Genomic DNA, 11,182 nt, shown 5'->3' with positions numbered 1-11,182 from the left:
GTCAGGGGGAGGGGCGGGCGCCCGGTCCGCATTCGGCTCGGGGAGGTGTGCCGGTCTCGTCAAGCGACTGCCGACCGGATCTTCCGGGGTGACTGTCACGGTGACGAGCGGGCGCCCGACCCGCATCCGCTTCGGGGAAGTGTGCCGGTCTCGTCAGACGGCAGCCGGTCGGATCTTCTTGCGTCGCCTCGCCGTCGCCGTCGCCGTCGCGGGGTGGGGTGCGTGGGCGGTCGGCGGTGGGATTGTCCTTGCTCGGCGGCTGTCAGGTGCTGCGAAGAGGGTTCCGGAAGCGGGTCGCAGCGTGGATTGCAGAAAAGTCCCACGACGAGGGGTGCTGGGGGCGCGGTGGGTGGGAGTTTTCTGCAATTCGCTCGCTCGGGGCGTGCTTTCCCCCTCTCGGGGTCGGTTTTCCGCGAAACCACGCGTGATGCCCGCACCGTTCGCCGTCGATGTCTCGGTGCAGGGGCTCGTCAAGGCGATGCGGATGCTGTGGCGCACCTACTTTCGCGAAGTTGCGTTCTGGCAGAAGGGGGGCGCACGCGTTGCGCAACGCGCCTTCTCGAAATTAGGTGCCCGACCCCCACCCCCTCCTCAAAGCCGACCGACCTACGCCAGCCGTGACCTGCACACCCCGGCCGCATCCGGTCGCCACCCACTCGCCCAACCCCGCACCCACCAACAGGCCCTCGCCCGCCCCTCCCCCTGACAGTCACGCCGGGAGATCCGGTCGGCAGTCGCTTGACGAGACCGGCACATCTCCCGGAGCCGGATGCGGACCGGGCGCCCGCCCCTCCCCCCTGACGGTCACGCCGGGAGATCCGGTCGGGAGCCGCTTGACGAGACCGGCACGCCTCCCCGAAGCGGATGCGGACCGGGCGCCCGCCCCTTCCCCCTGACGGTCACGCCGGGAGATCCGGGCCGCACCCGGCAGCGAAAGGACGATGGCCCCACGGTCGTGGTCGAGAGTCCCGCCCCTCGGGCCGTCCGGTCGTCTTCCCTCGCGCGGTGGAGGGACGGGTGTCAAGGGTGGAGCGCAGCGGAATCGGCGTAGCCGACGCGACGCAGGAGCGCCCTTTACACCCGGCCCGCAACCGCCAACCTCGGGACAACCGGGCGGCCCCGGCAACAAGTCAAAGCCACCGGACCGGCAAAGCCCCCCCTTGCTCCTCACGCCGCCGCGGCCGGCGCCCGGTCCGTGGCCAGCTTGATCGCCAGGGCGCCGAGCACCGTACCCATCACGTACCGCTGGACCCGCAGCCAGGTCGGCCGGCGGGCCAGGAACACCGCGATGGTGCCCGCCGCCATGACTATGGCCAGGTTCACGATCAGGCTGACGGAGATCTGGATGCCGCCGAGCACGAAGCCCTGCGCGAGGGTGTGGCCCGCCGTCGGGTCGATGAACTGGGGGATGAGCGAGAGGTACATGATGGCGACCTTCGGGTTCAGGAGGTTCGTCAGCACTCCCATGGTGAAGAGGCGCCGGGGGGAGTCCGGGGGCAGCTCCTGGTGGGCGAAGACAGACATGCCGCCCGGCTTGAGTGCCTTCCAGGCCAGCCATGCCAAGTACGCCGCTCCGGCGAGTTTCACGGCCACGTACAGCTGGGGGACGGCCAGGAAGACCAGGGACAGGCCCAGGTTGGCTGCCGTCAGGTAGACGAGGAAGCCCACGGCCACCCCGGCCAGGGAGATCGCTCCAGCCCGTCTGCCCTGGGTGATGGTTCGCGAGACGAGGTACATCATGTTCGGTCCCGGCGTGAGCACCATGCCGAGAGAGACCACCGTGACGCCGAGTACCGCGTTCATTCCGATCATTCAGCAAGGATCGGACCACGGCACCGTCAAGCACCAGCGAAGAATTCTTCACGTATCGCGTAAGCGTTGCTACATCGGCGCGGGGCGTGGAGCCCCGCGCCGACGCCGACGCTGACGCGAACGGCTCAGCCGATGCGGTACGGGTCCCCGTACACCTTCCACTCCAGTGGCGTGTTCAGGTTCAGGTTGCCCTTGTTCAGGAACACCCGCTGGGCCGTGTCGACGCGGCTGGTGTCCTCGTGTGCCTCCTCCTGCCTCATCGCCCAGACGCGTGCGTCGAGGAACGCGTGGAGGTAGGCCGTCTCGTCGCCGCCCCGGGCCGGCGGCTCGGCCGACCGGAGGGCGCGCTCGCGGATGTTGCGGAAACTGGTGTGGTCGCCGCCGTTCCCGTGCATGACGATCGCGTCGTAGTACGCGAACTGTCCGAGGATGCCGATGCCGTCCGCCTTGCCCTGTCCGACCGCCGGGTCGAAGTAGACGCGGTCGCGCTCGTCGTTCTGCGCCCTCTGGAAGGCGGGGTCCTCGGCCGCCCGCTCCCAGTCGCCCTTGTACGTGGGGTCGAGGCCCTCGTGGGAGTCGGTGCCGTCCACCTCGCGCAGGGCGGGGAGGTACTTGGCGAGGATGTTGCCCGGCTTGCGCCGGGTGTAGAGCTCCACGAGGTCGAGCATGTCGCCGGTGCCCGAGCAGAAGCCGATGATCCCGGCGGTGTAGCCGCGGCCGTCACCGATGTCCTCGCAGTAGCGGTAGTGCTCCTTCCAGTTGAGGCTCGAGTTCTCCGCGCTGCACACGATCTTCATGGCGATCTCCTTCTTCGCCGGGTCGTCGAGTCCGCCCGCTGTGGCGGTGGGGGTGGCGCCTGCCGTCCGGGAGGCGATCACGGGGCCTGCGACGAGCGAGGCGCCGAGGGCCGCGAGCAGGGTGCGGCGCGAGGTGTGTATGCGGGGCGCCGGGGCGCGGTGGGGGGTGGGCACGGGACCTCCAAGGTGGGGGAGTTCGTCGATCCGACGGTTCTTGGCTCTTCCGCGTACTGTTAGGAAGGTTTACTACCAGAGAACGAGGGTGACGTATACCCGTCAAGGAGAGGTGAGTTGGTGATCTTGTGCCGGGCGCGGTGCTCGGTCAGCGGGCCCGGGTCAGGCGGGAGTGCACCTGAACAGCGACTTCGTACGTGTCGCCGGTGGGGCGGGTGGCCAGGCGCCCGGGGTCGCGGATCCAGCCGTCCTCGATGGCGAACCAGTCGACGGCTTTGGGGTCGCGGTCTTCGGCGAGTGCGGTGCGCAGCTCCTTGAAGTACGTCTCCCAGCGCAGGCGGTAGAGGCCGCCGACCAGGCCGGCCCACTCCCGGTTGGCGTAGTCGCGCAGGCCCGCGTCCGCCCCGGACCGCGTGCCCCAGACGGTGAGGAGTGACAGCTGGTCGTAGGCGAGGTGCTCTCGCTCCGTCGCGTCCGCGCCCCACGAGCGGGCGTCGGCGACCCAGCGGCCCAGGAGGTGGCGGGAGTCAGTGGCCATCAGTCTGTCAAGGAGGGTCATGAGGTCGAGCCAGGTCCGGGTCAGGCTGTCGAAGAGGGGCCTGTCCTTGCCGTCGTACGCCTGCTTGATCTGGGGGAGGAGCACCCGGCTGCGGTTGGAGAGCGCCTGGCGTGCCACGTCCAGGATGTCCTGGCGGTAGGCGGAAGAGGTCCGCAACTCCCTTCGTACCGCGAGGAGTTCGGTGAGCGCGGGTTCGAGGTCCGCCGGGTCGTAGCGCATGGCCTTGGGTGACCAGGCCGCCGCCGACCTCGCGGTCAGGGTGGGGCGGGCGCCGAAGAGGCCGTCCGCGCCCTCGGCCCACTCGTCGGCGCGGGTCGTGCCGTACGCGGTGCGGCGCAGGATGTCCCAGGCGGCTGCCGCGTGCGGGTCGGCGGCGCCGTAGCGGGACACCGACCAGTCGGCGAACCAGGTGGTGAGGTCCAGGTCGCCCGTGCGCCAGGCCAGTTCCGAGAAGAGCTCGAAGGCTGCCGGGTTGTTGTCCGCCGCCTCCGGCATCAGGGAGATGCCGCGCAGGGTGCTGCCCTTCCTGGTGCGCCATTTCTCGTAGAGGGCGGCCCAGTCGGGGGTGTTGGCGCCGAGTGTGGTGTGGCCGCCGAAGTTCCAGATCGAGCCGAAGGTGTAGGGGGTGTCGTTCCAGTCGGACTCGCGGTCGGTGATCTTCGAGAAGCGGTCGGAGAGACCGTCGACCACCAGCATGAGCGACTTGTCCACGGCGTCGACGATGGCCTTGGGCGGGTTGTTCTGCCAGCCGAGAATCACCCAGGTGGCGCCGGGGTGAGCGGCCTGGAGTGCCTTCTCGACGGCCTTCGCCGCGGCCGGGACCGGGACGTCGCCCGGCTTTCCGCCCTCGTGGAGGAGGTCCATCTTGTACATCGTCGACGCGCCGAACAGCTCGTCCTGTGCGCGGTAGAAGGCCGCGGCCACCCGGGCGAAGTGCTCGGTGCGCGGGTCGAGCCAGTCAGGTCGCGTGAAGCCGACCCAGTCGCCCTGGGGCACGGTGCGCGCGCCGGGATTCTTCGCGGTGAAGCCGGGCGGGACCGTCCCGAAGTAACCGGGGAACACCGGGGTCATGCCGAGCTCACGCAGCCGGTCGGCGATGCGGCGGCCCAATGCGGCGCGTCGGGCGAGGAGTTGGCCCGAGACGGGGTGCGGGAACGACGACATGTTCTGGAGCAGCCACCACGGCTGGTGGGCGGGGGCCGGGATCCACTCGCGCAGCTCCTGGTCGGAGTAGCCGAACTCCTGGAACACGCGGTGGTAGAGCGCGTCGGCGCCGACGTACACGAGAACCTCGTTGTAGCCGTGCAGTGCGAGCACGTCGATCTCGCGCTCCCAGTACGACCAGTCGTGGTACGCCCCCGTGTAGCCGTCGTTCGTGTCGTTCAGGACGAAGCGATGAGAGGTGTTGGCGCTGCCCGTCATGGGCTTGGCGAGCCCGGGGAGGCGGTCGGGCAGGTTCAGCTGATTGCCCGCCCAGGTGATGTTCGCGTGAGTCTTGTGCTTCAAGTAGTGCTGCAGGCCTTTGAGTTGGACCGCGGGGGTCGAGCCTGAGACGGTGATCCGGCCGTCTTCTCCTGATACGCGGAAGGTGTCGGCGGGGCCCGCGGTCACGAACGTCAGCTGCTTCCAGTGTCCGGGCAGCAGCCGCCGGGCGGCCTTGAGCGCGGGGGACTCGGAGGGCGGGGCGCCGTCGGCGGTGGAGCAGGCGACGGCGGCGCCGGTCGTTCCGGCGAGGGCGGTGAGGAAGGTGCGGCGGGCCAGGGGCATGACGTAGGGATACCCTCCCGGGATCGGCGGTGCTCGGCATCAGCGGGGCGTGTCGACGGCGCACCACGATGAACCGGCCGCGAATCATGGTCAAGGACGCGCAAGAGCCTCGCCCGTGCCGGGCTCAAGGACTCCGCTTCGATAGTCGAAACCCGGTGTTACCGTCGGCGGATGACCGCACCGCTGCCCGGCCGGCCCACCCCCGCCTCCACCACCGGCCGCCCCCTGATGGCCGCGCTCGACCTGTTCGGGCGGCGCTGGAGCCTGCGGGTCGTGTGGGAGCTGCGGGCCGGGCCGATGGGGTTCCGCGCGCTGCGGCAGCAGTGCGACGCCATGTCGTCCAGCGTGCTCCGTCAGCGTCTGACCGAGCTTCTCGAAGCCCGGCTAGTGCATCAACTGCCGGATGCCTCCTATGCGTTGACCGCGCTTGGGCGAGAGGCCCATCAGGCGTTGCTGCCCCTGGACGGCTGGGCCCGGCGCTGGGCGGAAGAGGTCAGCGTGAACTCGGCAGCGGATCAGCCTCAAGGGCCTCACGCATGAGTGACACGGCGATCCGCAGCGTGCTGAGCGGGCGGATCAGCAAGGTGGCCTCCGTGAGCCGGCCCTGTTCGTCGACCTCCTGCACGAACGCGCCGTAGACGGTCTCGTCCCGGACGCTGCCGTGGAACGTCGTCACGCTGTGCCGTCCGCCGTCCTCGGTGAACTCCTGGACCGGGTCGATCCCGCTCAGGCACTGCCCGAGCTTCGGGAACAGGTGCGCCACGTCGTCCCGGCCGCTGTAGTCGGCGACCGGGCTGTGGAACACGACGTCCGGCGCGAGCGGGAGGCCCGCCTTGTCCGGGGTGCCGGGTGCGAGCAGATCACGTACGTCGAGACTCATCGGTGTCGCTCCTCCTGAGCTGAGCTGAGCGGTGCGTGGGCGCGCGGACGGTGGGGTGCGTCGTGGCCGCGTGCTTCGATTTCCGAATCGTACGGGCGTGTGGCCGTCACGGGAAGTCCATGAGGCCGCCCCCGGAAGTCCAGGTGCGCGCAACTCGCCCTGCGCGCGCTCGACTTTGTGGAGGCGTGGCGTAGGGACCGCCAAGAGCGCCATGCGTCAGTCATCGGAGCGATCGCGCCTGATCGCGCCAACATCTGCCATATCAGGGTCTGTTGGGCGCATTGACATCCGATGTATTCGACCCTACGTTCCCGAGCGACCCGTCAACCTCAGGGAGCCGCCCCCATGCGCACACAGCTCAGCCGCACCCGGCGAAGAGTCGCCGGGACCGCCCTGTTCCTCGCCACGGCCCTCGCCGCGACCGCCGTACCCACGGCGGTCGCCGCCCCGACGGAACCCCCCACCGCGACGTCCCCCACGGCCGAGCGGCCCGCGGCCGAGCGGCCCGCGCCCGAGCGGCCTGCGGCCATCGGCCCCGGAACCGACCACGCCACCGACGACCCCTTCACCGCCGACCGCACCAACTGGTGGCGGCAGGACCGCTTCGGCATGTTCATCCACTTCGGCGCCTACTCCAACCTGGAGGGCGAGTACAAGAAGGCCGACGGCTCCGTGTGCCGTGACGCCGAATGGATCCAGCGCCAGTGCGACATCCCGAAGGCGGAGTACGAGCAGCAGGCCGCGACCTTCGACCCCGCCGACTTCGACGCCAAGGCCGTGGTCAAGGCGGCCAAGGACGCCGGAATGCGCTACATCGTCATCACCTCGAAGCACCACGACGGATACGCGATGTGGCCCACGAAGGTCAACGACTGGAACCTGCGCGACCACTCGTCCTTCGACAGGAACCGCGACATCCTCGCGGAGCTGAAGAAGGCCTCCGACGACGCGGGCATCAAGCTCGGCTTCTACTACTCGATCTGGGACTGGCACGACCCCGACTTCCCGGACCCGGCGACCTTCCCCGCGTACGAGAAGCGGATGCGCGCCCAGCTCAAGGAACTGGTCGACACCTACGACCCCGCCCTGCTCTGGTTCGACGGCGAGTGGGACACCGACAAGCCCCACAACCCCTGGACCGCGAAGAACGGCGAGAAGCTGGAGGCCTATCTCCGTGACCTCGACCCGGACCTGATCATCAACAACCGCGTCGGCAAGCGCCGCGTCGTCGACGGCGACTACGGCACCCCCGAGCAGGAGATCCCCGGTGCCCCGGTCGACGGCCAGCTCTGGGAATCCTGCATGACCCTCAACAACCACTGGGGCTTCGCGCGCCACGACACCGACTGGAAGTCGTCCGCGACCCTGGTCAAGAACCTCCTCTCCACGACGTCCCGCAGCGGCAACTACCTCCTGAACGTCGGCCCCGACGCCCGCGGCCGCGTCCCGCAGCCCTCCGTCGACCGCCTGAAGCAGATGGGCGACTGGCTGCGGACGGCGGGCCAGGGCAACGCGGTGTTCGGCGCGCGCTTCGGCGGTCTCGTCGAGGAGCCGTCCTGGGGCTCGGTCAGCCGCAAGGGCGACAAGCTGTACGCGGCGGTCACCCAGTGGCCCGCGTCCGGCGCCGCCCTGCACCTGAAGGCGCGTACGGACTTCGAGGTCACATCGGCGCGGGTGCTCGGCAGCGACCAGAAGGTGACGGTCGCGAGATCCGGTGACGGCTTCGACCTGACGCCGTCCGGCGCCGCGACCAACGACACCGCCACGGTCATCGAGCTGAAGGTGGACCCGGGCCCGACCGCCCGCCCCGGCAAGGGCAAGGGCCTGAAGCAGGAGATCTTCGACAACGCCGAGCTGAGCGGCGCCCCGAAGATCACCCGCACCGACCGCTCGATCAACCACGCCTGGAAGTACGAGGGCTCACCGGCGGCGAGCATTCCCTCCGACAAGTTCGGTGTCCGCTGGACCGGCACGCTGGAGCCGCGCCGCTCGGAGACGTACACGCTGACCACCGTCTCGGACGACATGGCGCGGGTGTGGGTCGACGGCAAGCTCGTCATCGACGCGTGGACGCCGCACGAGCCGAAGATCGACAAGGCGCAGGTCGCCCTCACCGCCGGCAAACGGCACTCGATCAAGGTCGAGTACGCGGAACAGACCGGCGAGGCCCACATGAAGCTGCTGTGGTCCAGCCCCGGACAGGAACAGCAGATCGTGCCGACGGCGCAGCTGTACGCGCACTGAGCCCCCCCACGGGTGCTCGGCTCCCCGCCGAGCGAGCCGGGCCCCAAGTCCCGCGGAGTCAGGACTTGGGGCCCGCAGCCCGAGGACCAACGACAGGCACCTTCCGCTCTCCGAAATAGGCAGTGTGGATCGACGCCCGACTGGGCAGACGACCGTTCGTCGATCTCTGACCTCCCAGGTCAGGCGGTCGATGACAGCCATTGCCGAACAAGAGAGTGACTGCACCGTGAGCGCGCCCGAAGCCCCCGAAATACCGGCACCGCCCGCTCCGGAGGCCCTAGCCCGGCACCGCGCGCTCTTCCGCGCGATCCACCGCCGCAAGAACCCGCGGCTGCGTCAGTCGGACATCACGGTCACCGAAGAGGCCCAGGTCAGGCGGGCGGTGAAGGCCACCGCGCTCGGCAACGCCATGGAGTGGTACGACTTCGGCGTCTACGCCTATCTCGCGGTGATCATCGGAAAGGAGTTCTTCCCCTCCGGCAACGACACCGCGCAGACCCTCTCCTCCCTGGCCACGTTCGCCGCCGCCTTCCTGGTGCGCCCGATCGGCGGCATGGTGTTCGGACCGCTGGGCGACCGCGTGGGCCGCAAGAAGATCCTCGCGCTGACCATGATCATGATGTCGACGGCCACCCTGGCGATCGGCCTGATCCCGTCCTACGCCACCATCGGCGTCTGGGCTCCGGTCCTGCTCGTCCTGTGCCGCATGGTGCAGGGCTTCTCCACGGGCGGCGAGTACGGCGGCGCCGCGACCTTCATCGCCGAGTACGCGCCGGACAAGCGCCGCGGATTCTGGGGCTCCTTCCTGGAGTTCGGCACCCTGATCGGCTACACGGTCGCGGCGGTCCTGGTGACCGCCCTGACCATGGGGCTCAGCGACGACACCATGCAGTCCTGGGGCTGGCGCATCCCGTTCCTGGTGGCGGCGCCCCTCGGGCTCATCGGCCTCTACCTGCGGCTGAAGCTCGACGAGTCGCCCGCCTTCCAGAAGATGGCGGAGGCGGAGAGCGGGCCGGCCGCCGAGCGCCAGAAGAAGTCCCTCAAGGACTCCTTCTTCGGCCAGTGGAGGGCCATGCTGCTCTGCATCGCGCTGGTGGCCGCGTTCAACATCACCGACTACATGCTGCTCTCGTACATGCCGACCTATCTGACGCAGCTCGGCTTCGGCGAGACCGGCGGCCTCATGTCCATCGTGATCGTCATGCTGATCCTGATGGCGCTCATCAACTCCGTGGGCCGCCTCTCCGACCGCATCGGCCGCAAGCCGGTCCTGATGGCGGGCTCGGTGGGCTTCTTCGTCCTTGCCCTGCCGGCCTTCCTCCTCATCAAGCAGGGCGGCACGGTCGCCGTCTTCACGGGCCTGCTCATCCTCGGCCTGGCGCTCGTCTGCTACCTGGGCGCCATGTCTTCCTCGCTCCCGGCCCTGTTCCCGACGGATGTGCGCTACGGCTCTCTCTCCATCGGCTTCAACATCTCGGTCTCGCTCTTCGGCGGTACGACCCCGCTGGTGGTCGCGGCACTGATCGGCGCGACCGGCAACGACCTGATGCCCGCCTTCTACACGATGCTGGCGGGCCTGGTCGGCATCATCGCGGTGGCCGCGATGAAGGAAACGGCCCGCAAGCCCCTGGAGGGCTCCCCGCCGTCGGTCGCGACGGCCGAGGAAGCGCGGGAACTCGTGGCGGCCCAGCGCCTCTGACCGTCACGCACCCTCATCGGCGCCCGTCCTCCAGGGCGCCGATGGCCTCGGTCAGCCACTTCTTCTCCTCCGTGCCGGTGGCGCGCGCGATCCGGAGCATCCCCTGCCGGAAGAGGTCGGGTGTCTCCTCCGCCGCCACCGGCTTTCCGTCTTGCGGGGCTTACGGCTTCACGACGTCCCGTACGACGCGAGCCTCGGTCGGGTGGCGCCGCGGTCAGTCGCAGAGGCGGCGCATGGTGAGGGAGCCGCCCGCGTTCTCGTCGTCCGTGCCGAGGGCCGCGAGGCCGGAGCCGGGGGCGCACTGCAGCGCCTCGATCTTGTGGCCCTCGAACGTGTCCAGGAGCTCGGGCGACTCGGAGACCGACAGCCTCACCTGTCCCGCGGAGGTGACGGTCAGCCTGCCCGCGTCGCTCACGGCGGAGTCGAACGGACCGTCGTCACCGGCGTCGGACGCCGAACTGACGAGAAGACGCCCCGACTTGGTCACCTCGATGTCCGAGGCGTGGCGCACGTCCCCCTTCGGGTACGGCGCACGGAGCGTCGCCTTCTGCACCTCGCCGAACTCCGACGCACCGGTGGAGCTGATCGAGAACGGGGCCGCGTACAGCGTCGCGGGGCGGTCCGCGCCCTCACCCCGGTCCGCCCAGACCGCTGCCATCTTCCCGTTCCGCGCGGTCAGGGTGAAGCTCTCGAAATTGTCGCCCGCGCCGATCGAGGGCAGCGGTGTGATGTCGAGGACCTTCGCGGCCTCCCCGGCATCGGTCAGTTTGACGTGGTAGGCGATCCCGCGGCTGGCGACGGCCACGAACTCGTCGTTCGTGCCCGGCACCGCGTCGACCGCCTCCAGGTCCACGGGCTCGATGCCGTCCTGCCAGGTGATCGCCGCGACCTCGGCGGGGCGACCGATGCGGTGGGTCACCTCCGCGATGCGGTTCTCGCCGGGCCGCTTGTTGTCGCGTACGACGAGGGCGCGAAGATGATCACCCGAATGGTAGGTGACGCTGAGGCCGCTGATGCCGGACTTCACGTCGTCCCCGACCTGGTGCCACCGCCCCGCCTCCACCTCCGGCTGCGCCGCGGAGAGACCGGTGCCGAACACCATGGCAACTCCCGCGCCCAGTGCGGTCATTGCGGTCAGAAGGGTCTTACGCATGGTCAGGGACCTCTCGCTCGGTGTGCGACGCGCGTAGATTTTCACGGCTGGCCGGACCGTAATGGCCCGGCCGACCGGGAGGCAAGGGAAGTACCTG

At 69.6% G+C, this 11,182-nt stretch carries 9 protein-coding genes; 3 read left to right on the top strand and 6 right to left on the bottom strand.

Features of this window, described 5'->3' with window-relative positions:
- Positions 1 to 1,167 precede the first annotated feature (1,167 nt).
- The 3 genes from ACWGIH_RS40655 to ACWGIH_RS40645 form a co-directional block, all read right to left on the bottom strand.
- Positions 1,168 to 1,812 carry a LysE family translocator gene (locus ACWGIH_RS40655; RefSeq protein ID WP_453446606.1) on the bottom strand — a complete coding sequence of 215 codons (645 nt, stop codon included), beginning with the start codon at positions 1,810 to 1,812 and terminating at the stop codon, positions 1,168 to 1,170.
- Positions 1,813 to 1,937: 125 nt separating this feature from the next.
- A complete protein-coding gene (locus ACWGIH_RS40650; RefSeq protein ID WP_453446604.1) occupies positions 1,938 to 2,783 on the bottom strand; it encodes a chitosanase in 846 nt (281 codons plus the stop codon).
- 148 nt (positions 2,784 to 2,931) lie between these two features.
- Complete coding sequence (locus tag ACWGIH_RS40645) at positions 2,932 to 5,109, bottom strand: alpha-N-acetylglucosaminidase (RefSeq protein WP_453446603.1); 2,178 nt, start codon at positions 5,107 to 5,109, stop codon at positions 2,932 to 2,934.
- A 171-nt stretch (positions 5,110 to 5,280) separates the two neighbouring features.
- Here ACWGIH_RS40645 and ACWGIH_RS40640 point away from each other — a divergent pair, with 171 nt between their 5' ends.
- Positions 5,281 to 5,649, top strand: a complete 369-nt coding sequence (locus ACWGIH_RS40640; protein ID WP_453446602.1) for a winged helix-turn-helix transcriptional regulator — start codon at positions 5,281 to 5,283, stop codon at positions 5,647 to 5,649.
- Here ACWGIH_RS40640 and ACWGIH_RS40635 read toward each other — a convergent pair.
- The gene (locus ACWGIH_RS40635) at positions 5,603 to 5,989 is read right to left on the bottom strand and encodes a hypothetical protein (protein ID WP_453446600.1); all 387 of its coding nucleotides are present in this window, start codon (positions 5,987 to 5,989) and stop codon (positions 5,603 to 5,605) included. The two genes, ACWGIH_RS40640 and ACWGIH_RS40635, sit on opposite strands and share 47 nt — an antisense overlap.
- Before the next feature lie 345 nt (positions 5,990 to 6,334).
- Between ACWGIH_RS40635 and ACWGIH_RS40630 the strand changes: the two genes are divergently transcribed.
- On the top strand, positions 6,335 to 8,233 hold the full coding sequence (locus ACWGIH_RS40630) for an alpha-L-fucosidase (RefSeq protein ID WP_453446598.1): 1,899 nt from the start codon (positions 6,335 to 6,337) through the stop codon (positions 8,231 to 8,233).
- Positions 8,234 to 8,459: 226 nt separating this feature from the next.
- Positions 8,460 to 9,932 carry a glycine betaine/L-proline transporter ProP gene (gene proP, locus ACWGIH_RS40625; protein WP_453446597.1) on the top strand — a complete coding sequence of 491 codons (1,473 nt, stop codon included), beginning with the start codon at positions 8,460 to 8,462 and terminating at the stop codon, positions 9,930 to 9,932.
- Positions 9,933 to 9,945: 13 nt separating this feature from the next.
- On the opposite strand, the gene ACWGIH_RS40620 is transcribed toward proP, so the two are convergent.
- Positions 9,946 to 10,071 (bottom strand): hypothetical protein, encoded by a 126-nt coding sequence (locus tag ACWGIH_RS40620; protein ID WP_453446595.1) that lies wholly within the window; start codon positions 10,069 to 10,071, stop codon positions 9,946 to 9,948.
- A 75-nt stretch (positions 10,072 to 10,146) separates the two neighbouring features.
- The gene (locus ACWGIH_RS40615; RefSeq protein WP_453446593.1) at positions 10,147 to 11,085 is read right to left on the bottom strand and encodes a hypothetical protein; all 939 of its coding nucleotides are present in this window, start codon (positions 11,083 to 11,085) and stop codon (positions 10,147 to 10,149) included.
- Positions 11,086 to 11,182: the final 97 nt, after the last annotated feature.

The organism is Streptomyces sp. NPDC054872, from assembly GCF_053610705.1.
Note: the sequence above shows the minus strand (reverse complement) of the source record. Positions and strands in the feature narration are given on the sequence as shown.

What these genes read in the sequence shown, in the direction of transcription:
- ACWGIH_RS40655 (WP_453446606.1), bottom strand. Translation starts at nt 1,812, where the DNA reads ATGATCGGAATGAACGCGGTACTCGGCGTCACGGTGGTCTCTCTCGGC.
- ACWGIH_RS40645 (WP_453446603.1), bottom strand. Translation starts at nt 5,109, where the DNA reads ATGCCCCTGGCCCGCCGCACCTTCCTCACCGCCCTCGCCGGAACGACC.
- ACWGIH_RS40640 (WP_453446602.1), top strand. Translation starts at nt 5,281, where the DNA reads ATGACCGCACCGCTGCCCGGCCGGCCCACCCCCGCCTCCACCACCGGC.
- ACWGIH_RS40635 (WP_453446600.1), bottom strand. Translation starts at nt 5,989, where the DNA reads ATGAGTCTCGACGTACGTGATCTGCTCGCACCCGGCACCCCGGACAAG.
- ACWGIH_RS40630 (WP_453446598.1), top strand. Translation starts at nt 6,335, where the DNA reads ATGCGCACACAGCTCAGCCGCACCCGGCGAAGAGTCGCCGGGACCGCC.
- ACWGIH_RS40615 (WP_453446593.1), bottom strand. Translation starts at nt 11,085, where the DNA reads ATGCGTAAGACCCTTCTGACCGCAATGACCGCACTGGGCGCGGGAGTT.